Genomic DNA, 23,778 nt, shown 5'->3' on the forward strand with positions numbered 1-23,778 from the left:
GGTCGGGGGAAGGAGGGGGCGCCTGGGGCGGTAGGGCTGGGGGTGGCTGGGGCGGGGGGGGGCTCGTGGGTGCATCGCCGGGGTGAGTGCGTGGCGTGGTGTCGTGGGGGGTGGGGCCTAGGGTGGGGGTTTCGGGTAAATCAGTGATGCCATGGACCGGGAGGACCCCCGTGCGGTACCACAATTCGATCATCGAGCTGGTCGGCGACACCCCGTTGGTGAAGCTCAACAAGGTCGCCGAGGGGATCAGCGCCACCGTGCTGGCGAAGGTCGAGTACTTCAATCCGGGCGGTTCGGTGAAGGACCGGATCGCGATGCGGATGATCGAGGCGGCGGAGGCTTCCGGCGCGCTCAAGCCCGGCGGGACGATCGTCGAGCCGACCAGCGGGAACACCGGGGTGGGGTTGGCGATCGTGGCCCAGCAGAAGGGCTACAAGTGCATCTTCGTCTGCCCGGACAAGGTGTCGACGGACAAGATCAACACGCTGCGGGCGTACGGGGCCGAGGTGGTGGTCTGCCCGACCGCGGTCGCGCCGGAGCACCCGGACTCGTACTACAACGTCTCGGACCGGCTGGTCCGGGAGACCCCGAACGCGTGGAAGCCGGACCAGTACTCCAACCCGGAGAACCCGGCCTCGCACTACCACTCGACCGGCCCGGAGCTGTGGGCGCAGACGGAGGGGCGGATCACCCACTTCGTGGCGGGCGTCGGCACCGGCGGGACGATCTCCGGCACCGGCAACTACCTGAAGGAGGTCTCCGGGGGGAAGGTGCAGGTCGTCGGGGCGGACCCGGAGGGGTCGGTGTACTCGGGCGGGACGGGGCGGCCGTACCTGGTGGAGGGCGTCGGCGAGGACTTCTGGCCGACCGCGTACGACCGGCAGGTCGCGGACCGGATCGTGGCGGTCTCGGACAAGGACTCGTTCCGGATGACCCGGCGGCTGGCCAAGGAGGAGGGCCTGCTGGTCGGCGGCTCCTGCGGGATGGCCGTGGTGGCGGCGCTGGAGGTGGCGCGGGAGCTGGGGCCGGACGACGTGGTGGTGGTGCTGCTGCCGGACGGCGGCCGCGGCTACCTGTCGAAGATCTTCAACGACGACTGGATGGCGGACTACGGCTTCCTGCCGACCGCCACCGACGAGGCGCACATCGGCGAGGTGCTGGCCCGCAAGGACGCCATCGAGCACGAGGGCATCCCGCAGTTCGTGCACATGCACCCCAACGAGACGGTCGCCGAGGCGGTCCGGGTGCTGCGGGACTTCGGGGTCTCGCAGATGCCGGTGGTCTCCCAGGGCGCCGGGCACCCGGACGTCATGGCCGGCGAGGTGGTCGGCTCGGTGGTGGAGCGCGAACTGCTGGAGGGCCTGTTCAGCGGGCGGATCCAGCTGACCGACACCCTGGACGGGGTGATGTCGCGGCCGCTGCCGGTGGTCGGTTCGGGCGAGTCGGTGACCAACCTGATGGCGGTGCTGGAGAAGGCCGACGCGGTGGTGGTGCTGGTCGAGGGCAAGCCGCAGGGCATCGTGACCCGGCAGGACCTGCTGGCGTTCCTGACCGCCCGGGCCGGTCACTGACGGTGCCTCAGGCGTCCTCCCGCGCCGGGGGCGTGCGCCGTTCGGGTGAAAGGCGGCGGCGGGAACAGTTGGTACTCGGACGTCACAACTGCGCATCACCCGGTTAACACGGGCAGGGCATCTTTGAAGCACGGCAAGAAGCCGAGAGCGGTGACAACGGAGGAAGGGAGCGGCTCCCCAGCCTCCGGGGTCACCAGGGACACGACCGGTCGGCCCTGACCCGGCCCACCGTGTCCGGTCCGTGGGAGGCGCCGTCGTCCCGCCCCTGTTCATCAGGGTGCGGCGGCTCCCACGGCAGATATCGCGCCGCGAGGCGCGGCTCCGCGAGCTCCCGGGTGGGGGAGTCCGAGCGGAGGAGGCAGGGCCGGTCCGGGTTCGCCCGGGCCGGCCCTCCCTCGTGTCCGGGGACGGTCCGGGCCCGGAGCGCGGCTCCGGGCCCGGCCGCTTTCCCGGAAAGGTGTGCGAGGCCCTAGGCTCGCGGTCATGACCAGCACCGACCTGCCCGAGCAGGACGCACCGCGCTACGTTCGCCTCACCATCGAGCTGATCGCCGAGATCACCGACGAGGGGGCCCTGAAGGCCGCCGCGCTCACCCAGGTCGCCGCGGACGAGTACCTGGAGGACGACGAGCGGGCCCAGGCCGTCGAGGCGATCGAGGTGGACCCGACCGGTTCGCTCGCCCACTTCGTCGACCCGGTCTCGCTGCTCGGCGACATCCCCGGGGTGGAGCTCGCCTCCGCGACCTGGGAGTCCGCGAGCACCGAGTACGACCCCGACGACGAGAGCTGGGACGAGTACGAGGTGCAGTGACGCCCCTCCCCCCTCCTGTGCGAGAGCCCGGTCCGGTAGCCCCGGACCGGGCTTTTGTCCGTTCTGCGGGCTGCTTGGGTACTCTCGTACGATCTGCACATAAATGAGTGATCTTGGGATCGAGGAGCGTGGACGTGACCGCAGCGGAGAAGCAGGACCGGCCGCGCGGCGGCAACTGGAGCCGGCGCGGCGTGCTCTCCGGGATGCTGGGCGCCCCCGTGCTGCTGCTCGCGGCCTGCTCGGGCGAGGACGGGAAGCCCGCCGCCGCGAGCTCCTCCGGGTCGGCCCCGGCCGGGGGCGGGGCCTCCGGGAGCCCGTCCACCAGCCCCAAGGCCTCGGTCGCGCAGATCACCGTCACGCCCGCGGACGGCACCACCGCCGCGCCGTTCACCCAGCCGGTGGCCGTCACCGTGCTGGACGGCACCCTGGTCTCGGTGACCGTCACCGACGGCACCGGGAAGGCGATAGCCGGGCGGCTCTCCGCGGACAAGGCCAGCTGGACCTCCACCGCCAAGCTCTCCAGCGGCACCAAGTACACCGTCGCGGCCTCCGCGGTGGACGGCGAGCAGCGCCCGGCCGACGCCAACGCGACCTTCTCCACCGCCTCCCCGGCCAACACCTTCGTCGGCTACTTCACCCCCGAGGACGGCAGCACCGTCGGCGTCGGCATGCCGGTGTCGATCAACTTCAACAAGGCGATCACCGACCGCAAGGCCGTCCAGCAGGCGATCACCGTGGTCGCCGACCCGCCGGTGGAGGTCGTCGGCCACTGGTTCGACGCCACCCGGCTCGACTTCCGCCCGGAGGAGTACTGGGCGAAGGGCACCAGGGTCACCCTCAAGCTGCGGCTCAAGGACGTGGCCGGGGCCAAGGGCGTGTACGGGACGCAGTCCAAGGACGTCACCTTCACCGTCGGCCGCAGCCAGGTCTCCACCGCCGACCTGACGGCCGACACCCTCACCGTCCGCACCGACGGCCAGGTCACCGCGACCTACCCGGTGATCGGCGGCGCGCCCGAGCACCGCACCTGGGCGGGCAAGCTGGTGATCTCGGAGAAGTACCAGCAGACCCGGATGAACTCCAGCACGGTCGGTCTGGGCAGCGAGTACGACATCCCGGACGTGCCGCACGCCCAGCGGCTGACCACCTCGGGCACCTTCATCCACGGCAACTACTGGTCGCCCGCGTCGCAGTTCGGCAACGACAACACCAGCCACGGCTGCATCGCGCTGCAGGACGTGCAGGGCGGCAACGACCCGGGCACCGACGCGGCGAAGTTCTACGCGAGCTCGATGGTCGGCGACGTGGTCGAGGTGGTCAACTCCGGTGACCGCGCGGTCAGTCCCGCCAACGGCCTGAACGGCTGGAACATGAGCTGGTCGGAATGGGTCGCGGGGAGCGCCGTCTGACGGGTCGTCGGGAAGCGGGGCGCGCGGCGGGGCGGGCCCCGGATACGGTTCGGGCACGGAGGTGGGGGGCCTCGTGAGAGTGTCCTAAACGAATGGTAAATATATTCGCGTGCGGGGGGACGCATCATCGTGCTGAGCTTGCCTCCGCGGCAGGGCCGACCGGGCCCGAACCGTCTCCAGTAGCAGGAGTCAAGCCATCAACACCGTCATCCGCCGCTCCGTCCGCGCAGGGATAGCCGTCACCACCGGGGCCGCGCTCCTCGGCGGCGGCCTCGTCGCCTGTAGCACCGTCGAGCAGCTCAACGCCGGGGAGAAGCTCCAGAACGCCTTCGAGAAGCTCGGCGACGCCCGGACGATCAAGATCGACCTCTCCCTCGACGCCAGCTCCGCCGACCTGGTCGCCTTCGGCGAGGCGGTCGACTCGCCCATCGAGAAGCAGGCCGCCGACCTCCTCTCCGACCTGTCGATCTCCGTCTCGGTCAGCTACGACAAGCCGCTCAAGGACCTCAAGGGCTTCAACTCCGGCTGCGGGGCCGCGGGCGAAGCCGGGGGCGGCACCGAGGGCGCCGCGATCGGCTACGCGCTGAACAGCAAGAAGGACGGCAAGACCTACGCCGACGTCCGCATCGTCGGCGACAAGGCGTACCTCAAGGCCGACGTCCGCGGCATCGCCGAACTGGCCGGCGAGGACCCGAGCGAGATCGACGGGGCCATGGAGGAGATGCCGCCCGAGGCCGCCCCGCTCAAGGAGCTGTTCGACGGCAAGTGGGTCTCGGTCGGCCTGGACGACTTCAAGGAGCTGACCGGGCAGATGTCGGGCGCCGGCCTCGGCGCGGGGGTCAACGAGGACGAGCCCAGCCTCGACCCGTCCGTGCTGCAGCACTTCTGCGACTCGGTGAAGGGCGCGCTCTCCGACAACGTCACGCTCAAGGACCTCGGCAAGACCGGCGACACCGACGTGATCCGGGTGTCCGCGCCGATCCGCCCGCTGGTCAAGAGCCTGTACGACTCGTTCTCCACGGTCGCCGAGGACCTCCCCGGCTACTCGGACCGGGCCCTCCCCGGCGACGAGGCGCTCGACGGCGTGCCGAACCGCAACTTCCACGCCGACGTGCAGCTCAAGGACGGCCGGGCCGAGGCGGTCACCTTCGACCTGGCCCAGTTCGCCGACCAGGAGGGCTGGACCGCCCACCTCCCGCTGCGGATCGGCATCTCCGGCGGGGGCGGCGACGTCACCGCCCCGGCCGACGCCACCGACCTCGGCCTGGACAAGCTCCAGGACATGTTCGCCGCGATGGACGAGGCCGGCGGCTACGAGGACGACACCGCCTACCCCGACGACGAGGACTTCGGCAGCGGCTTCGACGCCCCCGCGCTGCCGCTGACCGAGTCCGAGTACGCCCAGCTGGAAGACCTCGGCATCGACCGGAAGACCGCCGAGGATCTCAACCAGGGGGGCCTGAGCTTCCTCCAGATCAAGTCCCTGGGCCCCGAGTTCGTCTGACCCGGCACCACCGCGGGAACGCGGCGCGGCCCGTCGCAGCAGCACGCCGCGACGGGCCGCGCCGCGTTCCCGGGCCCGGGCCCGGCCGCGAGGCGCCGTAGGGCGCCGCGCAGCGCGGCGTCCGGAAGCCGCCGGACCCGGCGGGCGCCCGGCGGCAGGCTGGGGGCATGGAGAACACCGCCACCGTCGCCACCGCCACCGCCACCGCACTGGACGTCCGGGCGGTGCCCGCCCCGGTGCTCGCCGAACTGCGGCGCACCGACGACGCCGGGCGGGCCCGGGAGGCCGCCGACGCCGGGCCGGGCGGCCAGCCGCTGCGCTGCTGCCTGACCAGGGCCAGGCCCGGCGAGCGGATCGTCCTGCTGTCGTACGCGCCGCTGCTGCGCTGGGCCGCCGAGACCGGCTGCGACCCCGGCCCGTACCTGGAGACCGGGCCGGTGTTCGTGCACGCCGGGCCGTGCGCGGGGCACCCCGGCGGCTGGCCGGAGGGCTTCCACGGCGGGCCGCGGGTGCTGCGGGCCTACTCCGCGGACGGCCGGATCCTCGGCGGCCGGGTCGGCGGACCGGCCGAACTCCCGGGGATCGCCGCCGAGTTGCTGGCCGATCCGGCGACCGCGGTGCTGCACGTGCGGGCCGTCGAGTACGGCTGCTTCCTGCACGAGGTGCGGCGGGCCTGAGCGGGTCCTCAGCCCTTCGGCTTCGCGTAGTCGGCGTAGCCCTGCCAGTCGAGCATGACGCAGGGCACGTCGCCGACCACCCAGGCGTCGTGGCCGGGCGGGCAGAGCATGAAGTCGCCCTCGCCGAACTCCGCGGCCTCGCCGTCGTCCATCTCCACCCGCAGGCGGCCGGAGATCACGTACCCGGCGTGCGAGGCCTGGCAGCTGTCCGTTCCGGCGAGCGGCTTCACGTGCTCCGACCAGCGCCAGCCGGGTTCGAACACCGCCCGGCCGACACCGCCCGCCGCCAGGTTCACCAGGGCCAGCTGTCCCTTGCCGCCCTCGAACGGGCGGACCTCCTCCGGTTCGTCCAGACTCATCCGCACCAACCCGGCCATGACCGTTCACCTCCGGCCGAGAACGACCCGCGCCCCGCCGCCGTCCTCGGCGGCGGGGCGCGGCTGACCCCTCCATCCTCGGCACCGGGCCGGGCGGGCGCGACGCGGGACGGTCAGCTGCCGTCGCCCCCGAAGCGGGCGGCGGCGATCACGCGGTCCAGCTGGAAGACGTGCACCGGGTCGTCGTAGCTCGTCCACGGGCCCGTGACGTGCGGGCCGAGCGCCCGGAAGTGCCGGATCGCCTCGGCGCCGCGGCCGGCCCGGGTGTGGAACCGGGCGAGCCAGCCGTGCAGGCTCAGGATCCGGGGGGCCAGCGCCCCGGCGGTGGCCGGGTCGGCCTCGGCGGCGGCCAGGTCGGCCTCCGCGGCCTCGACGGAGGCCAGCACCTCGGGGGAGCGGTAGGCGGTGTTCCGGTCCTCGGCGCCGCGGAACTGCTCGTCCCAGGCCTGGAGCTTGACCACGGTCAGCAGCGAGCCGGCCGGCGCACCGGCCACCGCCGCGTCCGCGAAGGCGTGCATCAGCTCGTGGCTGCCGTGCCACTTCGCGCACCAGTACTGCAGGGCCCGCTGGTGGCCGGCGAAGTGCAGCGGGTCGCGGGCGGTGAGCTCCGACCACAGGGCCACGTAGCGGGCGTTCTCCCAGCCCAGGCCCATCGCGACCGGCTGCTGGACGTAGAACGGCAGCGGGTCGTCGTCCGCCGCCAGGCGCTCGGCGTCCTTCGCGGCCTCCTCGGCCTCGCCCAGCACCCGGTGGAAGGCCTGGAACTGCTCCTGGCTGACCTCGCTGGCCCGCCGGGAGCTGCGGATGTTCCAGGCCAGCTGGACCAGGGCCTCCACGGTGACCACCGCGGCGTCCGCGTCGTCCGGCCGCTCGGCGCGCCAGGCCTCCAGCCAGGCGTCGTCCTCGGCGGCGTTCTCGCCCAGCGGGCCGACCAGGCGCGTCCGCAGGGCGTGGTCGCCGGCCGCGGCGGCCAGCAGGTCGGCGGCCGGGTGCCAGTCGCCGGCGGTGGCGGCGGCCAGCGCGGCGTCCAGCCCCGGGACCTCGGGGGTCGTCACGACGACCAGGTCCTCGCGCGGGACGAGGCCGTGCTCGGTGGACAGCTTCCGTTCGAGCGCGGCGCGCTCCGCCGCGACGCGGCTCTGCGCCTCGCCCGGCAGCTGTGCCGCGCGGGCGCTCCTGGCCTTCGCCCACCAGCCGAGGACCTTCCAGGCCAGCAGCAGGACGAGCGGGATGATGACGATCAGTCGGGCCATCGGGGGTGGTTCTCCAGGGGTGGGTCGGGCCGTCAGGACGCGGCGGGGGCGGGGGCGGGGGCCGCGGTCTCGGCCAGCAGGGTGCGCAGCGGGGCGGTGTCGGGGTCGGCGGCGACCGCGGCGTCCAGCGCGCCGGGCAGGCGCTCGGCGGCGTCGCCGGGCAGCACCAGGGCGGCCGGGCGGCTCCAGGACAGCGCCCAGTGGGCGCGCCGGTCGGAGGTCAGGGCCAGGACGGTCAGCGACTCCACCGCCTCGCGCAGCAGGCCGCGGTGGAGCTCGCGGGCGGCCCGGCCGGTGGCCTGCGCGGCCTCCTCGCTCTGCGGCAGCTTCGCGGCGATCTCCGCGCCGCGGCCCGCCTCCAGGGCGTCCAGCATGGCCTCGACGGTGCCGTGCAGGCCGATGCCGGTCAGGGCCCGCAGGATCGGCTGGGCCTGCTCGCGGGCGTGCGCCAGCAGGGTCTCGTGGACGAGGTCGGGCCACTCGACGCGGCGCTTGGCGGCGGCCTCGGGGACGAGTTCGAGCGTCTCCAGCTCGGCGAGCAGGCGGTCGGCGTCGCGCAGCAGGCCCAGCGCGGGCAGCTCCGAGCCGAGGCCCGGCAGGCCCGGCGAGTCGGGCAGCGCCTCGACGGTGGCGACCCGCTGCCGGATCGGCGGGTGCGAGTCGTACGGGCCGGGCTCCCCCTCGGGCAGGTCCAGGCCCATCGCGTCGAGCTCCTCGCGGCGCTTCGGGTCGGCCAGCAGGTGCGCCAGGCCGCCGTAGAACTGGCCGGGCACCGGCAGCAGGCCGGCCGACCAGCCCATGGTGGCGTAGCGGTTCAGGTAGAAGCCCTGGGCGGCGTCGAGGGCCGGGATGCGGCGCAGCGCGGCGGCGGTGGCGTCCCGGCCGGCGATCTCGGCGGCGTGCCGGTCGGCGGCGAACTCCTGCTGGCGGCGCACCGATTCGGTGACCCGGAAGTACAGCTTGGCGTACTGGGTGAACAGCTTGGCCAGGACGCGTTCGACGCCGCCGTTGCCCGGGTCCTCGTCGCGGGCGCCGCGGCCCTTGGCGGCCCGGTAGGCGTTGTTCTCGGCGATCTCGGCGGCCTTCTGGGCCCGGTGCTGGTCGGCGCGGTGGTGCAGGGTGGCGATGGAGTGCACCAGGGCGCTGTGCCCGGCCACGGTGAGGGCGCCGAGGCGGACGTCGTTGTTGGCGTAGTGGCCGAACTCGTGGGCGAGCACCGAGTCCAGCTCGGCCTCGCTGAGGCCCATCAGCAGCGGGGCGCCGACCGCGAGGCGGCGCGGGCCGGGGACGAGGCCGAGCAGCCGGGTCTCCTCGGAGACGTACGCGTTGACCTCCGAGACCAGGCGGATCTCGGCGGGGCCGCGGACGCCGGTGGCCCCGGCGATCCGGTCGACCCGGGCCCACAGTTCGGGCTGCTGCTCGCGGGTCAGTTCCAGCCCCTCCCGGTGGTCGGAGCGCGGACGGCGGGTCAGGAACACCACCCGCAGCACCGGGTAGGCGATGGCGGCGCTCAGCAGCCACAGCTTGACCATGCCGCCGTGCAGGCGGTCGGAGTTGACGACGAGTTCGACGTTCAGCCAGACCAGGCCGACCACGATGGCCGCGGCGAGCAGGTAGAACCCGGCCAGCAGGGCGACGGCGACCAGCGCCCGGGTGGATGTGCGCATGCCGGTGCGCTCCGTGGACATTCCGGGGACTCCCAGTATCGAGCATGTGTACGGGCTGGCAGATCGTACTGGTGCGACCTGTCCCGCCGCGAGGTCTTTCGGGTGACGGAAACGCCGTCCCGCGAGCCCCGCGGGCAACCACCGTCGCACTAGGCTCGGTCGCATGACCGAGCACCAGCTTTCCCACGGCTTCGAGACCCTCGCCATCCACGCGGGCCAGGAAGCGGACCCCCGGACCGGGGCAGTCGTGACGCCGATCTACCAGGTGTCCACCTACAAGCAGGACGGCGTCGGCGGACTGCGCGAGGGCTACGAGTACAGCCGCTCCGCCAACCCCACCCGCACCGCGCTGGAGGAGTGCCTGGCCGCGATCGAGGGCGGCGCGCGCGGCCTCGCCTTCGCCTCCGGGCTGGCCGCCGAGGACACCCTGCTGCGCACCCTGCTCAAGCCCGGTGACCACATCGTCATCCCCAACGACGCGTACGGCGGCACCTTCCGGCTGTTCGCCAAGGTGCTGACCCGCTGGGGCGTCGAGTTCTCCGTCGCGGACACCCACCACCCCGAGAAGGTCCGCGAGGCGATCCGCCCGACCACCCGCGCGGTGTGGGTGGAGACCCCCTCCAACCCGCTGCTCGGCATCACCGACCTGGCCGCCGTCGCCGAGATCGCGCACGCCGCCGGGGCGAAGCTGGTCGTCGACAACACCTTCGCCAGCCCCTACCTGCAGCAGCCGATCTCCTTCGGCGCCGACGTCGTCGTGCACTCCACCACCAAGTACATGGGCGGGCACTCCGACGTGGTCGGCGGCGCCCTGGTGGTCGCCGACCCGGGCCTGGCCGAGGAGGTCGCCTACCACCAGAACGCGATGGGCGCGGTCGCCGGGCCGTTCGACGCCTGGCTGGTGCTGCGCGGCATCAAGACGCTCGGCGTCCGGATGGACCGGCACTCGGAGAACGCCGAGAAGGTCGCCGAACTGCTCGCCGCCCACCCGAAGGTGACGCAGGTGCTCTACCCGGGCCTGCCCGGCCACCCGGGGCACGACGTCGCCGCCAAGCAGATGAAGGCCTTCGGCGGCATGGTGTCCTTCCGCGTCGCGGGCGGCGAGCAGGCCGCCGTCGAGGTCTGCAACCGGGCCGAACTCTTCACCCTGGGCGAGTCGCTGGGCGGCGTCGAGTCGCTGATCGAGCACCCCGGGCGGATGACCCACGCCTCCGCGGCGGGCTCCCCGCTGGAGGTGCCCGCCGACCTGGTGCGGATCTCGGTCGGCATCGAGTCCGCCACCGACCTGCTCGCCGACCTGGAGCAGGCGCTCGGCTGACGGGCCGTTGTCCGAGGGAGGTTCAACGGCGGTCCAGCAGACCGTCGTTGAACCTGGCCAGCAGCACGCAGAACACCGCCCGCTCCCCGGCCGTCCACCCCGCCGTCAGCTCGGCGATCAACTCCCGCCGCCGACAGCGGACCTGGGCCAGCCGCCCGGCCCCCAGCGGCGTCAGCGCCAGGCGCACCGCCCGCCGGTCCGCCGGGTAGGGCTGCCGGGCCACCAGCCGCTCGCGCAGCAGCGGCGCGGCCTGCCGGGTCACCGTCGAGGAGTCCACCCCGAGCTCCGCGGCCAGCGTCTTCACGTTCGCCGGGCCGGTCGCGGCCAACTGCTCCAGCAGCAGGAACGCGGCCCGGTCGAGCTCCCCGGCGACACTGATCCGCCGCGCGAACACCGCGACCTGGTAGGGGAGTTGACGGTCGACGTCGAGGCCGTCGGGATCGGAGGAGGGATCGGGCGCAGGCAGGCTCATCGCGACTCACGGGGGTGCGGGCGACTCGTGACCAGCAGCGTACGCGCGCCGGGCGGACACCGGAACAGTGCGCGCCCCCAGGGCGTTCCCGGGGATTCCCGCCGGGCACGCCCTAGGCTGGCGGCCATGCACAGTTGGCCGATCACGGTGGACGACGTCCTGGGCGCGCAGAAGATGCTGGCCGGGGTGGCCCGGGTCACCCCCATGCAGACCAGCCGCCACCTCTCCGCGGTGGCCGGGACGCCCGTCCACCTCAAGTGCGAGAACCTGCAGCGCACCGGCTCGTTCAAGCTGCGCGGCGCGTACGTGCGGATCGCCGGGCTGTCCCCGGTCGAGCGGGCCGCCGGGGTGGTCGCCGCCAGCGCGGGCAACCACGCGCAGGGCGTCGCGCTGGCCGCCGCGCTGCTGGGGGTGCGCTCGACCGTGTTCATGCCGGTGGCCGCGCCGCTGCCGAAGGTCGCCGCCACCCGCGAGTACGGGGCCGAGGTCCGGCTGCACGGCGCCAACGTCGACGAGGCGCTGCGGGCCGCCCACGCGTACGCCGAGACGACCGGCGCGGCGTTCATCCACCCCTTCGACCACTGGGACGTGATCACCGGTCAGGCCACCCTGGGCCTGGAGATCCTGGAGCAGTGCCCCGAGGTGCGCACCGTGCTGCTCGGCACCGGCGGCGGCGGCCTGCTGGCGGGCGTGGCGATCGCGGTCAAGGCGCTGCGCCCGGACGTCAAGGTGGTCGGCGTGCAGGCCGCCGCCGCGGCCGCGTACCCGCTGTCGCTGGCGGCGGGGCGCCCGGTCTCGCTGGAGCGGTACGCCACCATGGCGGACGGCATCATGGTCGGCCGCCCCGGGGACATCCCGTTCGAGGTGGTGAACTCCCTCGCGGACGGGGTGGTGACGGTCTCCGAGGACGCGCTCTCCCGCTCGCTGCTGGTCGGCCTGGAGCGGCTCAAGCTGGTGGTCGAGCCCGCCGGGGCGGCGCCGATCGCCGCGCTGCTGTCCGAGCCGGGCCGGTTCGAGGGGCCGGTGGTGGCGGTGCTCTCCGGCGGCAACATCGACCCGCAGCTGATGCAGCGGGTGCTGCGGCACGGCCTGGCCGCGGCGGGCCGCTACCTGTCGCTGCGGGTGCGGCTGTTCGACCGGCCGGGCTCGCTGGCGGACCTGCTGGGCGTGCTGACCAGGGTGGACGCCAACGTGCTGGACGTCGCGCACGTGCGGATCGACCCGCAGCTGGGCCTGACCGAGGTCGAGGTGGACCTGCACCTGGAGACCAAGGGGCCCGAGCACTGCGCGGCGGTGATCGGGGAGCTGCGCGAGGCCGGGTACGTGGTCAGCCGCTGAGGCCGGGCCGGTTGTCAGTGGCGTCCGGCATGCTGTGACCCGCCTCACCTGCAGCGCTTGACGCGATATATCGCGAGTGACAGCATCTTGCGATGTATCGCGAGCTTCGCCGCAGACGGGCTCGGGTAACAAATCGGATGATCCCCCACAAAACCGACTCGCATCAGGAGATGAGGCAGGCCCATGGCGGCAGCCATCGAAGCCGAGAACCTGGTCAAGACCTTCGGTGACGTCCGCGCCCTGGACGGCGTGAGCCTGGACGTGCCGGAGGGCACCGTACTCGGGCTGCTCGGCCCCAACGGCGCGGGCAAGACCACCACCGTGCGGGTGCTGACCACCCTGCTCCAACCGGACTCCGGCCGGGCCACCGTGGCCGGGGTCGACGTCCTCAAGCACCCCAACGAGGTGCGCAGCCTGATCGGCCTCTCCGGCCAGTACGCGGCCGTCGACGAGTACCTCACCGGCCGCGAGAACCTCCAGATGGTCGGCGAGCTCTACCAGATGAGCGCCCGCGACGCGAAGAAGCGGGCCCTGGAGCTGCTGGAGTGGTTCAACCTCTCCGAGGCGATGGACCGCACCGCCAAGACCTACTCCGGCGGCATGCGCCGCCGCCTCGACCTGGCCGCCGCCCTGGTCGTCCGGCCCCCGGTGATGTTCCTCGACGAACCCACCACCGGCCTCGACCCGCGCAACCGGATCGCCCTCTGGGAGGTCATCGAGACCCTGGTCGAGCAGGGCACCACCCTGCTGCTCACCACCCAGTACCTGGAGGAGGCCGACCGCCTCGCCCACGACATCGCGGTGGTCGACCACGGCAAGGTGATCGCCCGCGGCACCGCCGACGAGCTCAAGCGCCAGATCGGCGGCGAGCGGATCGAGGTGGTCGTCCGCGCCGCCGGCCTCGTCCCCGAGGCCGTCGCCGCGCTCACCCCGTACGCCAAGGGCGACCCGACGGTGGAGAAGAACACCCGCCGGATCACCGTCCCGGTCAGCGGCGGCGCCCGCGTCCTGGCCGACGCCATCCGCGAACTGGACACCCGCTCCATCGAGATCGACGACATCGGCCTGCGCCGCCCGACCCTGGACGACGTCTTCCTCTCCCTCACCGGCCACGCCACCGAGGGAGGGGCGGACGAGGACGAGGACGGCGGCGCGGCCACCGCCAGGAAGGGCCGCCGCGGCCAGGGGAAGGACGCCTGAAGATGACACTCTCCGACACCCGGGGCGCCATCGGCGGCGCCCCCGTCACCCCGCGCCGCGGCGTCGCCGCCACCGCCCACGACTCCTGGGTGGTGGCCAAGCGGAACCTGCGCCGGATGACCCGCATCCCCGAGATCGTCGTGTTCGGGCTGATGCAGCCCGTCATGTTCGTGCTGCTGTTCTCGTACGTGATGGGCGGCGCGATCGCCATCCCCGGCGCCCAGCCCAGCCACCAGACGTACATCGAGTACCTGATGGCCGGCATCTTCGCCCAGACCGTCACCTTCGCGGTGGCCGGCGCCTCGGCCGGCATCGCGGAGGACATGACCAAGGGCCTGGTCGACCGGTTCCGCTCGCTGCCGATGTCCCGGGCCGCGGTGCTCACCGGGCGCACCCTGGCCGACCTGGTGCAGACCGCGTTCATCCTGGTCGTGCTGGCGCTGGTCGCGCTGCTGGTCGGCTGGCGGATCCACAACGGCGTGCTGGACATGCTGGCCGCGTTCGGCCTGCTGCTGCTGCTCGGCTACGCCTTCTCCTGGATCGGCGCGCTGATCGGCCTGTCGGTGCGCAGCCCCGAGGCGGCCACCTCGGCCGGCCTGATCTGGCTGTTCCCGCTGACGTTCGTCTCCAACGCCTTCGTGCCGGTCAGCTCGATGCCGGACTGGCTGCAGCCGGTCGCCTACTGGAACCCGTTCTCCGCCACCGTGCAGGCCTGCCGCAGCCTGTTCGGCAACCAGCTCGGCCCGGTGCCGGACTCCTGGCCGATGCAGCACGCCGCGCTGGTGTCGGTGGTCTGGTCGCTCGTCATCATGGCGGTCTTCTCCTGGCTGGCGGTGCGCAAGTACCGCCGCGCGGCCGGCTGAGGCCCGCCGCCCCGGCGCACGCGCGACGGCCGCTCCCCCCACCCGGGGGAGCGGCCGTCGTCACGCGTGCGGGGCGGGTCAGCCCGAGAACGGCTTGGCGTCGACGATCTTCACGCCGGCCTTCTTGCCGTTCGGCAGCTCGTACTGGGCGTCCTGGCCCACCGACTTGCCGATGATGGCCCGGCCCAGCGGTGACTGCGGGGAGTACACGTCGATGTCGCCGTCGGTGACCTCGCGGGAGGCCAGCAGGAACTCCATGGTGTCGTCCAGGTCGCCGTCGAAGGCGACCTTCACCAGCATGCCCGGGGCCACCACGCCCGAGTCGGCCGGGGCCTCGCCGACCTTCGCCCGCTCCAGCAGCTGGGACAGCTGGCGGATCCGGGCCTCGGTCTTGCCCTGCTCGTCCTTGGCCGCGTGGTAGCCCGCGTTCTCCTTGAGGTCGCCCTCCTCGCGCGCGGCCTCGATCTTCTTCGCGATCTCGATGCGCCAGGGCCCGGTCAGGTGGTCAAGCTCGGCCTTGAGCTTGTTGTAGTGGTCCTGAGTGAGCCAGGTCACGTCATCGTTGGTCTGGGTCACAGGGTGCTCCTCGTCGGTGCTGGCGCCGCCCCCGGGGGTGGACCGGCAGCGGTGGTCGATTTTCTGGGCAGATGCAAAGCAACGCCCGCTCCCGAGCCGGTCGGCGCGGAAGGGGCGAAATCACGAGCCTAACAAGTTCCGGGCGCCGACGGGAGGTCTGCGGGCAGCCCGCGCCGCTCCCCGCGCGGCGGTGCCATCCGAAAGGGTGAGCGAGGCGGCGGGCGGGCGGGTTACTCCTCGTCGGGGGTGCAGCCGAGCAGCTCCGCGGTGGTGCCGCGGGCCGTGGTCCGCAGCGTGACCACCTCGTCGTAGCTGCTGCCCGCGGCCGGGACCCGGAAGTCCGACTGGCCCACCACCGCGCCGTCCGCCCCCTGCGAGCGCACCGTGCACACCCCGGCGGTGCCGTCGTCCTTGCGCACCGACAGCTGCAGCTGCAGCTCGGTGTCCGACACCGCCTGGAAGGTCGGCACCGTGCCGTTCAGCTTCGTCTCCCGCAGCAGGTACGAGCCGCCCAGCCAGGCGACCAGGCCGAGGAACAGCACCCCGCACACCACCGCGGCCACCCGCAGCTTGCGGTCGGCGTCCCGGTCGCCGCCCCGGTCGTAGCGGCCGGCCGGCGGGGCGACCGGCGGGGACGCCGGGGGCGCGGCCTGCGTCTCGGGCGTAGGGCTGTGGTCCATGGCGGGGATCGGTCCTTTCGCGGAGGGACGTTCGTCCTTCGGTGGGAATGGACGGGCCCTCCAGTCCGTCACTATAGGAGGGGCACGTCCGCGCCAGAGGCGGCGGGGGAGCCGGCCCGACGAAGCGGACATACCTGTACCTGAAGGGGACCAGGCGTTGAGCGAGCAGTTGCGTTTGATGGCGGTGCACGCGCACCCGGACGACGAGTCCAGCAAGGGCGCCGCCACCATGGCGATGTACGTGTCCCAGGGGGTGGAGGTCCTGGTCGCCACGTGCACGGGGGGCGAGCGCGGCTCGATCCTCAATCCCAAGCTCCAGGGCGACCCGTGGGTCGAGGAGAACATCCACGAGGTCCGCCGCAAGGAGATGGACGCCGCCCGGGAGATCCTCGGCGTCCAGCAGGCGTGGCTCGGCTACGTCGACTCCGGCCTCCCGGAGGGCGACCCGCTGCCCCCGCTGCCCGAGGGCTGCTTCGCCCTGGAGGAGGTCGAGGTCGCGGCCGGGGCGCTGGTCAAGCTGATCCGCGAGTTCCGCCCGCACGTGATCACCACGTACGACGAGAACGGCGGCTACCCGCACCCAGACCACATCATGACCCACAAGATCACCATGGCGGCCTTCGAGGCGGCCGGCGACCCGGAGGCGTACCCCGAGGCGGGCGAGCCCTGGCAGCCGTCCAAGCTGTACTACAACCACGGCTTCCCGATGGGGCGGATCCGCGCCCTGCACGCCTACCTCAGCGAGAACGGGCACGACTCCCCGTACGGCGAGTGGATCGAGGGCTGGGAGAAGTCCGGCCGGGCCGAGCGGGAGATCACCACCCGGGTCGAGTGCGCCGACTTCTTCGAGGTCCGCGACAAGGCCCTGATCGCGCACGCCACCCAGATCGACCCGGACGGGCCGTGGTTCCGCGTCCCGCTGGAGATCCAGCGCGAGGTCTGGCCGACCGAGGACTACGAGCTCGTCAAGTCCCTGGTCGACACCGACCTGCCGGAGGACGACCTGTTCGCGGGCCTGCGCAAGTAGCAGCACCCCGCCATACCGTCCCGTACCGACCCGTACCACCCCCCGGTGACCCGGCTGTCCTAAGGCCGGGTCACCATGGAGGAATGAGCACCCCCGTGAACCCCGTCCAGCTCGCCACCGCCCTGGCCCTCGACGAGGCCAAGGTCACCCCCGGCCTGCTCGGCTTCGCCGTCTTCGCGGCCCTCGGCGTCGCCACCTGGTTCCTGCTGAAGTCGATGAACGCCCGCTTCAAGAAGATCGACTTCGCCGAGCAGCCCGAGCGCGAGGACGACTGACCCACGGGCGGCCGGGTGCGCCGGGACGGCACCTCGCTGACCGCCCTGAACCGACTCGTTGCCGTCGGGTCCCCCTGCCTTCCCGGGCGGGACCCCGGGAGTGAGGCCGCCGCCGCCCCCGGCGGCACGATCGATTGCCGGCCGCCGCACGACACGAGCGGATCCGCACCGTCCAGGCCGGCTGTTCCCGGGGTTCGCCCGGGACCGGTCGCCCGGACCTCGCGCTGGACGCGGACCCGGCCACGTCGACCTGGCGTCCCGGCCCGATGCTGCGGGAGCTGCACCAGCTGCCGGTCACGGTGGGCTGTCACGCCGTCAGCGCAGCTCCGGGATCATCGGCAGCGGACCGGCCGTCAGGCTCATCTGCGCCCGGGGCCTGATCCTGCTCCCCGGAACCGGGCGCAGCCGCCAGCGGGACGCGAGGGCGGCGAGCGCGAGGGTCGCCTCCGTCGTACCGAAGACGTCACCGATGCACTTGCGGCTGCCCGCACCGAACGGCAGGTACGAGCCGCGGCTGACGTCCCCCGCGCGTTCGGGCAGCCACCGGTCCGGGTCGAAGGTCTCCGGGTCGGGGAAGAGGCGGGGCATGCGGTGGATGACGTACGGGCTGATCAGCACGTCGGCGCCGGCGGCCAGCCGACGGCCGCCGAGTTCGGTGTCCTCGGTGACCGTGCGGCTGTACATCCAGGCGGGCGGGTAGAGCCGCAGCGCCTCTGTGAAGACCCGCTGGGTGTAGGCGAGGTCCGGCACGTCGGCGTACGTGGGGGTGCGGCCCGCCAGCACCTCGTCGACCTCGGCGTGCAACCGCGCCTCGGCGGCCGGGTTGACCGACAGCAGGTGCCAGGCCCAGGTCAGCGCGCTGGCCGTGGTCTCGACGCCGGCCAGCAGCAGCGTCATGACCTGGTCGTGGACCTCCTGGTCCGACAGCTGGCCGCCGCTCTCGTCGTCGCGGGCGGCCAGCAGCGCCGACAGCAGGTCGCCCCGGTCCTCGGCGGCCTGCCGGTAGTCGCCGACGATGCCGTTGATGAGCGCGTGCAGACGGCTGAGCGCCCCTTCGAACTCGCGGTTCGCCGCCAGCGGCAGCCTGGCCAGCAGCCCGGTGGGATCGACGGCCCTGCGGTAAGCGCCCTCCACCACGAGCGGCAGGCTGCGCCGGACCTCGGCGACCGAGTGCGGCGCCATTTCGGTCGAGAACAGGGCGCGCGCCGTCACCCTGGCGGTCAGACCCTGCATGGCATCGCTGACGTCGAGTGGTTCGCCCGCCTGCCACGAGGCCGCGTGCGTCTCGCACTCCTCGTGCATGACCTCGGCGTACGTGGCGATGCGCGCGAGGTTGAACGCCGGCTGGACCATGCGCCGCTGACGGCGGTGGTCGGCCCAGTCGGAGGTGATGAGTCCGTTGCCGAGGACGGGGCGCGCCTTCTCCTTGACCGGCCCGCCGGTGTCGTAGACCCGTGCGTTCAGGAGAACCTGCTGGACCAGCTCGGGGTGGCAGGGCAGATACGCGGCCTTGCTGCCGATCCGCAGCTCGACCAGGTCACCGAGGGCGGGCAGCGAACTGAGGAACTCCAGCGGCCGGCGCCCCAGGAGCAGGGCGTGGCCGACGAGCGGGAGCCGGTGGGGTGCTGTGGCCACCCGCCAGTTGCGGGTGGACGTGTCGCGGGGCGTCTTCATGCGTCGGGTGTCCTTGGGGCACGAGTGACGGGCGGGGGCGGGGACGGGGGCGGGGTCCGGTGTGCGCCCGCCCCCCACGGGCTCTGCGATCAGCGGCGTTCGCAGATCATGGGCAGCGGACCCGGTTCGAGCGTGGCCTTCGGCTTCGGGCTCAGCCGGCTGCCCGGCACCGGACGCAGCCGCCAACGGGCGGCGACGGTCGCGACGATGAGCGCCGTCTCCGTCAGGGCGAGCACGTCGCCGATGCACTTGTGGCTGCCCGCCCCGAACGGCAGCAGCGCGCCCCGCTGCACCTGTGCCGCCCGCTCGCCCTCCCACCGCCCGGGGTCGAACGTCTCGGGGTCGGGGAACAGTTCGGGGTTGTGGTGCAGCGCGTAGGCGCTGTAGAGGATCATCGTCCCCTCGGGCACGGCCTTCCCGCCGAGCTCGGTGTCCTGCGCCGCCACGCGCATCGCCATCCACGACGGCGGGTAGAGCCGCAGCGCCTCGGTGATGACGTTACGGGTGTACGGCAGGGCCGGCAGGTCGTCGTAGACCGGGGTGCGCCCGCCGAGCGCCTCGTCCACCTCGGCGTGCAGCCGCTTCTCCACCTCGGGCAGGGTACCCAGCAGGTGGAAGACGAACGCCAGCGTGGAGGCGGTGGTCTCACTGCCGGCGACGAGGAAGGTGACCACCTGGTCGAGCACCTGGTCCTCGGACAACTTCTCGCCGGTCTCGGGGTGTTCGGCGCGCAGCAGGGTCGAGAGCAGATCGCCGTGGTCGGCCTCGGAACGGCGGCGTCCGATCATGTCGGCGACGATCTCGCGCAGCCGGGTGTTGGCGCGGTCGTAGGCGCGGTTGCCGGGGGTCGGCAGTTTCTCCATGATCCCCAGTGGCGCGACGGTGCGTTTGTAGATGCCGTGCGAGACGGTCCGCAGGCACTGCCTGGCCTCCTCGACGGTGGCCTCGTCGAGGCCGGTGGAGAACAACGTCCGCGCCGCCACCCGCATCAGCAGGGCGTGCATCGCGTCCCCGATGTCCCGGGTCTCCCCCGGCTGCCAGCGGTCGGTGACCGCACGGGTGTCGTCAGCGACGGCGGTGGTGTAGGCGGCGATCCTGGTGGAGTGGAACGCGGGCTGGACCAGCCGCCGTTGGGAGCGGTGCTCCTCACCGCGCGATACCGAGAGGCTGTTGCCGAGGAGTTGCCGCGCCTTGTCGAAGACGCCTCCCTTGTCGAAGACGCGCGGATTGAGCAGCACCTGCCTGACCAGCTCCGGGTGGGCGGCGAGGTAGACCCGGCTCGGACCGAGCCGCACCTCGACCAGGTCGCCGTGGGCGGGCAGCGAGGCGAGGAAGCCCAGCGGATCACGCCACAGGGACAGCACGTGCCCGAGCAGGGGCAGCGCTCCCGGGGCGGTGCCGGAGCGCCAGGACCTGTCCACCGGGGCGGACTTCACGGATGCCACGGGACGGTCCCCCTAGTGGATGAGCGAGTTGACGTCGTTCAAGGCCGCCCGGTAGCGCCGGTCGCGGGTGGTCCACACGAAGTTGCCGTGGACGAGGTCGAGCAGCACGTCACGGGTGACGTCGTCGAACGCCTTGATGCATTCGATGTCCTCGGCCATGTCGTCCAGCCGGTCCTGGAAGAAGCGCCGGAAGTCGCTCTCGTCCGCCACGTCGCACAGCCGGAAACAGTTGGTTATCTGACCGAGCGCGTTCTCGCGGTCGTACGAGTAGAAGTCGTTGACGATGGCGAGACCGCGCGTCGTCATCCGGGCGGCGAGCCCCGTCTTGGCGTGCTCGGTGAACTCGGGGTGCCGGTAGATCGGGTAGGACATCTTCATCCAGAAGTCCACACCGACGTCGGTGACCCGGAAGCGGAAGTACTGCTCGGGCGACGTGGTGCAGAGCACCCGCTTGACCGGCGAGTCACGGAACATGTGGTCGCTGGTGATGAATGCGCGGGCGCCCTCGTACGCGAACGCCGCGTCCGTGCCGTCGTAGTAGCGCTCGCACACGGCCCGCAACTGCGGCAGGAAGAGGTCGAAGTCGTGCAGCTCGGGGTCCATGTCGTCCCACACGAACGTCACGCAGTTGAGGACGCAGACGGCCTTGAACGCCTCCATGTCCTTGATGTGGCGGGCGCTCTGCGACCAGCGCACGACGTCCATGTACGAGATCCAGCGCTTGTCGGAGACGGTCTTGCCGAGCGGTGCGACGGCGCGGTTGCAGGCGTCGATGACCTCGCGCAACTCGGCGTCGGTCAGCGCCACCTTCTGCTGGGGGTGCTCGATGTGCCGGGAGAACAGCTCGGCGAACCGGTGGGTGGCTTCCTGCCGGTAGCGCGCCGTGCCGTCGGCGGCGGGCGCCGGTGCGGCCTGGTCCGGTGCGGCCTGGTCCGGCGCGGCGGCAGCAGTGGTCAGGTCTGTGCTCATGAGTTCCTCCTGGTGGCCTTGCGCGCGAGGTGTTTGAGGTCGGCGGTGGCCCCCGGTGTGAGCGGGGCGGATTCGAGGGCGTGCAACGCCTGCCGGTAGCGGTCGTCGATCATGCGCTCCACGGCGTCCCTGGCTCCGGTGCGCGCGAACAGGGCCCGGACCTCCGCTGCGCCCGTCTCGTCGAGGAGCGGGTCGCCGACCAGGGTGCGCAGCCTGGCGGCCTGCGCCGGGTCGCAGGCCCGCAGGGCGAAGGCCACCAGGGCGGTGTTCTTGCCGGCCCGCAGATCGTCCAGGTGCGACTTGCCGGTGTCCGCGACATCGCCGTACACGCCCAGGATGTCGTCACGGAGCTGGAACGCCTCGCCCAGCGGTATGGCGTAGGCGGTGCAGGCCGCCAGGGTCTCGGGGCCCGCTCCCGCCAGGGCCGCCCCGATGTGCAACGGGCGCTCGATCGTGTATTTGGCGGTTTTGTAGCGGTTGACCGTCAGGGTGGCATCGACATCGTCGGAGAGTTCACCCGTCGCCCGCAGATCCAGGTACTGCCCGAGCATCACTTCGGTGCGCATCTCGGCTATCAGCGGCAGCACGCTTTTGTATTGCGCGGGGGTGAGTCCGGCCGTGTGCAGGAGTTCGTCGGACCAGGCGAAGGCGAGGTCGCCCAGAAGCACGGCAACACTGAGCCCGAAACGCTCCGTGCGATCGTCCCCCCTTTTTCCGGCGAACATCCTGTGGATGGTGGGAAGGCCGCGTCGCGTATCGCTGTCGTCCATGATGTCGTCGTGAATGAGGGCGAACGCGTGGAACATTTCGAGCGAGGCGGCGACTTGCACGAGGGACGGGTCTTCTTCGTTCCCCCCGGCCCCTCTCCAGCCCGTCGCGCACAGCAGCGGGCGAATGCGTTTCCCGCCTGCCAGGAATTCCGCGAAGCGGCCCAGCAGGCGGACCATCTGCGGTTCCTGTGCGTCGTTCTCCTTCTTCCTGAGGAAGTCTTCCAGGGCGGTGTTGACGGCGTCTTTCACCATTCCCGCTTCGAGCAGGGCGGGAGGCATGGTCGGCGTACTCATCTGTCTGTTTCGTCCCCCTCCGGGATCTGCCACGTCGATTCCGCGCACGCCAAGGGCCGGGCCGTCGCGCGCCGTTGCGCGCCGAATCCCGTCGGGCCGGGTGCGGGGTGGGGTGTACGGGGCGCGGCTGCCGGGTCGAGCCTCAGGGCACGAGGTCGACGCGCAGCTCACCGAGGCCGCGGGTGTTGACCTGCCGACGCCGCACGACGTCCTCGCAGGCCGGGGTCACGTCGCGGTAGCGGCCGGCGAGTTCGGTGGAGGCCAGCCGGAGCCCGGTCTTCGCGAGCACCGCGCCGAGCCGGACCGTCGCCGTGGAGCCGGCCGGGACGGTCGCGCCCGCGGTCCCGGTGCCCTGGGTGCTGATGCGCGCCACGAGCTGGGTCGGTGCGTCGTGGCGTGGCAGTTCGTCGATGCCGTCCTGGACGGGACCGGGGTCGGCTCGCAGCGCCTGCAGCCGGTCGGGGTGGCGCAGCAGGCCCGGCACACCGTTGCCGACGAGGTTGACGGCCGTCCCGTGGCCGCCCGCGAAGAACGCCGTGACGTTGGCGACCAGGCCGGCGCGGCGCCCGCCGAGCCCGCAGAAGACCGTGACCGGCACCCGCGCGGCGAACACCGGATCGGCCGGGCCGCGCTGCCCGACCCATCCGCGGCCCTGCGGGTGCGCGCTGCTCGACCGAGGGCGGCGGACGGACGGCGCGACTGCGTCGCGCCCCGGGACGACCCGATGTCCACAAGGCGTGCGATGGACAGGATTTGCCTCGCGAAGTCGTCGATAGAGCGGATATGGGTCATTTCGTAAGCGTGGATCGCGCGCATTGAACGGAGGCGCGTCCCCTGCTGGCTTCATACCCCGTCCCCCCGGCCCTTGACTGTCCGACAGGGACCGTCGGTCATTGAGGTCCCCGAACTCGTTACCGAATACTAGACACATGACGACCGCGTGCGACAAGAGTGCCAGGACCAGCTCCGCAGGCCTGTGGGTGACATGGCATCCGTCACTGCCGCGAGAACCCCTTGCTCTCTGGACAGATTCGACGACGGAGTACTACGTTCGAGGAGCTGAACCGAAGGACCGATCGGCACCACGGGGGGCAACAGTGCGGCGTACCGCTTTCCACGACGACCACGAGGCGTGCCCTGCCGTCCTGCGGGACTTCGTCGCGGCAGGGGCCGCGCCCGTGTATCACGAGTGGGAGACCGCGGGCCCGGGCCCCGTGATTTTTACCTGAAACTGGCGGGCCGGTATCCCCGGTTTCGGTGTTTCCGAGGAGTGCGGGGCGCGGGCGGGGCCGTCTTCGGCGGCACCAGTGCCCATTTCGGACTTCTTGCGACTTTCGTCAAATACACCACGGACGAGCAGAAGAAGCGACGACTGCCCGCCTCCGCCACCGGCGAGCTGATGACGGCCATCGCCGTCACGGAGCCGGGTGCCGGCTCCGACGTCGCGGGGCCGGGTGCCGCGGGAGCCGTCCGAGGGCGGCGCGCACCACCTGCTGAGCGGCGTCAAGTCGTTCGTCTCCGGGGGCGCCCAGGCCGGTCCGGTGCTTGTCGCCCGCCGCACCTCCGGCGCAGAGCGGGACGACAGGCGCGGAGGGCTGTCACTGCTGGC

General features: G+C 72.4%; 22 protein-coding genes. 11 read left to right on the plus strand and 11 right to left on the minus strand.

The genetic code is table 11. From position 1 onward, the window contains the following. Positions 1-146: 146 nt before the first annotated feature. From OO57_RS16560 to OO57_RS16585, 5 genes are all read left to right on the plus strand, one after another. Positions 147-1,571 (plus strand): cystathionine beta-synthase, encoded by a 1,425-nt coding sequence (locus OO57_RS16560; protein WP_418909893.1) that lies wholly within the window; start codon positions 147-149, stop codon positions 1,569-1,571. A gap of 483 nt (positions 1,572-2,054) precedes the next feature. Next, entirely contained in the window at positions 2,055-2,381 is a 327-nt protein-coding gene (locus OO57_RS16565) for a hypothetical protein (protein WP_033253257.1), read from the plus strand. A gap of 128 nt (positions 2,382-2,509) precedes the next feature. Further along, positions 2,510-3,790, plus strand: a complete 1,281-nt coding sequence (locus OO57_RS16570; protein ID WP_033253258.1) for a L,D-transpeptidase — start codon at positions 2,510-2,512, stop codon at positions 3,788-3,790. A 712-nt stretch (positions 3,791-4,502) separates the two neighbouring features. Further along, positions 4,503-5,294: a hypothetical protein gene (locus tag OO57_RS16580; RefSeq protein ID WP_033253260.1), complete on the plus strand. Its 792-nt coding sequence runs from the start codon at positions 4,503-4,505 to the stop codon at positions 5,292-5,294. A gap of 167 nt (positions 5,295-5,461) precedes the next feature. Continuing rightward, positions 5,462-5,971 carry a DUF1203 domain-containing protein gene (locus OO57_RS16585; protein WP_051777753.1) on the plus strand — a complete coding sequence of 170 codons (510 nt, stop codon included), beginning with the start codon at positions 5,462-5,464 and terminating at the stop codon, positions 5,969-5,971. Positions 5,972-5,979: 8 nt separating this feature from the next. On the opposite strand, the gene OO57_RS16590 is transcribed toward OO57_RS16585, so the two are convergent. The 3 genes from OO57_RS16590 to OO57_RS16600 all read right to left on the minus strand — a co-directional run bounded on the left by OO57_RS16590 (position 5,980) and on the right by OO57_RS16600 (position 9,268). Next, on the minus strand, positions 5,980-6,348 hold the full coding sequence (locus tag OO57_RS16590; protein ID WP_033253261.1) for a cupin domain-containing protein: 369 nt from the start codon (positions 6,346-6,348) through the stop codon (positions 5,980-5,982). Positions 6,349-6,461: 113 nt separating this feature from the next. Further along, positions 6,462-7,601, minus strand: a complete 1,140-nt coding sequence (locus OO57_RS16595) for a hypothetical protein (RefSeq protein WP_051777755.1) — start codon at positions 7,599-7,601, stop codon at positions 6,462-6,464. 32 nt (positions 7,602-7,633) lie between these two features. Next, the gene (locus OO57_RS16600; RefSeq protein WP_033253297.1) at positions 7,634-9,268 is read right to left on the minus strand and encodes a M48 family metalloprotease; all 1,635 of its coding nucleotides are present in this window, start codon (positions 9,266-9,268) and stop codon (positions 7,634-7,636) included. Positions 9,269-9,431: 163 nt separating this feature from the next. On the opposite strand from OO57_RS16600, the gene OO57_RS16605 reads away from it, so the two are divergent. Further along, a complete protein-coding gene (locus OO57_RS16605) occupies positions 9,432-10,586 on the plus strand; it encodes a cystathionine gamma-synthase (protein ID WP_033253262.1) in 1,155 nt (384 codons plus the stop codon). A 22-nt stretch (positions 10,587-10,608) separates the two neighbouring features. Here OO57_RS16605 and OO57_RS16610 read toward each other — a convergent pair whose 3' ends face one another. Continuing rightward, positions 10,609-11,058 carry a MarR family winged helix-turn-helix transcriptional regulator gene (locus OO57_RS16610; RefSeq protein WP_033253263.1) on the minus strand — a complete coding sequence of 150 codons (450 nt, stop codon included), beginning with the start codon at positions 11,056-11,058 and terminating at the stop codon, positions 10,609-10,611. A gap of 126 nt (positions 11,059-11,184) precedes the next feature. On the opposite strand from OO57_RS16610, the gene ilvA reads away from it, so the two are divergent. The 3 genes from ilvA (at position 11,185) to OO57_RS16625 (ending at position 14,459) form a co-directional block, all read left to right on the plus strand. Continuing rightward, positions 11,185-12,396: a threonine ammonia-lyase gene (gene ilvA / locus OO57_RS16615; RefSeq protein ID WP_033253264.1), complete on the plus strand. Its 1,212-nt coding sequence runs from the start codon at positions 11,185-11,187 to the stop codon at positions 12,394-12,396. 183 nt (positions 12,397-12,579) lie between these two features. Further along, entirely contained in the window at positions 12,580-13,596 is a 1,017-nt protein-coding gene (locus OO57_RS16620) for a daunorubicin resistance protein DrrA family ABC transporter ATP-binding protein (protein ID WP_033253265.1), read from the plus strand. A gap of 2 nt (positions 13,597-13,598) precedes the next feature. Further along, positions 13,599-14,459, plus strand: a complete 861-nt coding sequence (locus tag OO57_RS16625) for an ABC transporter permease (RefSeq protein ID WP_033253266.1) — start codon at positions 13,599-13,601, stop codon at positions 14,457-14,459. A gap of 78 nt (positions 14,460-14,537) precedes the next feature. On the opposite strand, the gene greA is transcribed toward OO57_RS16625, so the two are convergent. Together greA and OO57_RS16635 are read right to left on the minus strand one after the other, a co-directional pair. Further along, positions 14,538-15,035: a transcription elongation factor GreA gene (greA, locus tag OO57_RS16630; protein WP_033253267.1), complete on the minus strand. Its 498-nt coding sequence runs from the start codon at positions 15,033-15,035 to the stop codon at positions 14,538-14,540. A 230-nt stretch (positions 15,036-15,265) separates the two neighbouring features. After that, on the minus strand, positions 15,266-15,715 hold the full coding sequence (locus OO57_RS16635; RefSeq protein ID WP_051777759.1) for a DUF4307 domain-containing protein: 450 nt from the start codon (positions 15,713-15,715) through the stop codon (positions 15,266-15,268). 157 nt (positions 15,716-15,872) lie between these two features. On the opposite strand from OO57_RS16635, the gene mca reads away from it, so the two are divergent. Together mca and OO57_RS16645 are read left to right on the plus strand one after the other, a co-directional pair. Continuing rightward, positions 15,873-16,742 carry a mycothiol conjugate amidase Mca gene (gene mca, locus OO57_RS16640; RefSeq protein ID WP_033253268.1) on the plus strand — a complete coding sequence of 290 codons (870 nt, stop codon included), beginning with the start codon at positions 15,873-15,875 and terminating at the stop codon, positions 16,740-16,742. An 83-nt stretch (positions 16,743-16,825) separates the two neighbouring features. Next, positions 16,826-17,017 carry a hypothetical protein gene (locus OO57_RS16645; RefSeq protein ID WP_081973725.1) on the plus strand — a complete coding sequence of 64 codons (192 nt, stop codon included), beginning with the start codon at positions 16,826-16,828 and terminating at the stop codon, positions 17,015-17,017. A gap of 315 nt (positions 17,018-17,332) precedes the next feature. Here the strand turns inward: OO57_RS16645 and OO57_RS16650 are convergent, their stop codons facing one another. The 5 genes from OO57_RS16650 to OO57_RS16670 form a co-directional block, all read right to left on the minus strand. After that, positions 17,333-18,691 (minus strand): cytochrome P450, encoded by a 1,359-nt coding sequence (locus OO57_RS16650; RefSeq protein WP_033253269.1) that lies wholly within the window; start codon positions 18,689-18,691, stop codon positions 17,333-17,335. A gap of 89 nt (positions 18,692-18,780) precedes the next feature. Next, positions 18,781-20,136 carry a cytochrome P450 gene (locus OO57_RS16655; protein WP_051777761.1) on the minus strand — a complete coding sequence of 452 codons (1,356 nt, stop codon included), beginning with the start codon at positions 20,134-20,136 and terminating at the stop codon, positions 18,781-18,783. A gap of 12 nt (positions 20,137-20,148) precedes the next feature. After that, the gene (locus OO57_RS16660; protein WP_051777763.1) at positions 20,149-21,105 is read right to left on the minus strand and encodes a terpene synthase family protein; all 957 of its coding nucleotides are present in this window, start codon (positions 21,103-21,105) and stop codon (positions 20,149-20,151) included. After that, the gene (locus tag OO57_RS16665; RefSeq protein WP_033253270.1) at positions 21,102-22,169 is read right to left on the minus strand and encodes a polyprenyl synthetase family protein; all 1,068 of its coding nucleotides are present in this window, start codon (positions 22,167-22,169) and stop codon (positions 21,102-21,104) included. Before OO57_RS16665 ends, OO57_RS16660 begins: the two co-directional genes overlap by 4 nt. Positions 22,170-22,311: 142 nt before the next feature. Then, positions 22,312-22,767: a hypothetical protein gene (locus tag OO57_RS16670; RefSeq protein ID WP_158715143.1), complete on the minus strand. Its 456-nt coding sequence runs from the start codon at positions 22,765-22,767 to the stop codon at positions 22,312-22,314. Positions 22,768-23,778 lie beyond the last annotated feature (1,011 nt).

The sequence above is a fragment of the Kitasatospora phosalacinea genome (assembly GCF_000717185.1).
Taxonomy (GTDB): Bacteria; Actinomycetota; Actinomycetes; order Streptomycetales; family Streptomycetaceae; genus Kitasatospora; species Kitasatospora phosalacinea_A.

Excerpts from the sequence above, each read along its gene's own strand:
- OO57_RS16645 (WP_081973725.1), top strand. The coding sequence starts at position 16,826 with ATGAGCACCCCCGTGAACCCCGTCCAGCTCGCCACCGCCCTGGCCCTC.
- OO57_RS16620 (WP_033253265.1), top strand. The coding sequence starts at position 12,580 with ATGGCGGCAGCCATCGAAGCCGAGAACCTGGTCAAGACCTTCGGTGAC.
- OO57_RS16650 (WP_033253269.1), bottom strand. The coding sequence starts at position 18,691 with ATGAAGACGCCCCGCGACACGTCCACCCGCAACTGGCGGGTGGCCACA.
- OO57_RS16660 (WP_051777763.1), bottom strand. The coding sequence starts at position 21,105 with ATGAGCACAGACCTGACCACTGCTGCCGCCGCGCCGGACCAGGCCGCA.
- OO57_RS16585 (WP_051777753.1), top strand. The coding sequence starts at position 5,462 with ATGGAGAACACCGCCACCGTCGCCACCGCCACCGCCACCGCACTGGAC.
- OO57_RS16590 (WP_033253261.1), bottom strand. The coding sequence starts at position 6,348 with ATGGCCGGGTTGGTGCGGATGAGTCTGGACGAACCGGAGGAGGTCCGC.
- OO57_RS16605 (WP_033253262.1), top strand. The coding sequence starts at position 9,432 with ATGACCGAGCACCAGCTTTCCCACGGCTTCGAGACCCTCGCCATCCAC.
- OO57_RS16625 (WP_033253266.1), top strand. The coding sequence starts at position 13,599 with ATGACACTCTCCGACACCCGGGGCGCCATCGGCGGCGCCCCCGTCACC.
- OO57_RS16600 (WP_033253297.1), bottom strand. The coding sequence starts at position 9,268 with ATGCGCACATCCACCCGGGCGCTGGTCGCCGTCGCCCTGCTGGCCGGG.
- ilvA (WP_033253264.1), top strand. The coding sequence starts at position 11,185 with ATGCACAGTTGGCCGATCACGGTGGACGACGTCCTGGGCGCGCAGAAG.
- OO57_RS16665 (WP_033253270.1), bottom strand. The coding sequence starts at position 22,169 with ATGAGTACGCCGACCATGCCTCCCGCCCTGCTCGAAGCGGGAATGGTG.
- OO57_RS16560 (WP_418909893.1), top strand. The coding sequence starts at position 147 with ATGCCATGGACCGGGAGGACCCCCGTGCGGTACCACAATTCGATCATC.
- OO57_RS16610 (WP_033253263.1), bottom strand. The coding sequence starts at position 11,058 with ATGAGCCTGCCTGCGCCCGATCCCTCCTCCGATCCCGACGGCCTCGAC.
- OO57_RS16635 (WP_051777759.1), bottom strand. The coding sequence starts at position 15,715 with ATGGACCACAGCCCTACGCCCGAGACGCAGGCCGCGCCCCCGGCGTCC.
- OO57_RS16580 (WP_033253260.1), top strand. The coding sequence starts at position 4,503 with ATGGAGGAGATGCCGCCCGAGGCCGCCCCGCTCAAGGAGCTGTTCGAC.
- OO57_RS16565 (WP_033253257.1), top strand. The coding sequence starts at position 2,055 with ATGACCAGCACCGACCTGCCCGAGCAGGACGCACCGCGCTACGTTCGC.
- OO57_RS16595 (WP_051777755.1), bottom strand. The coding sequence starts at position 7,601 with ATGGCCCGACTGATCGTCATCATCCCGCTCGTCCTGCTGCTGGCCTGG.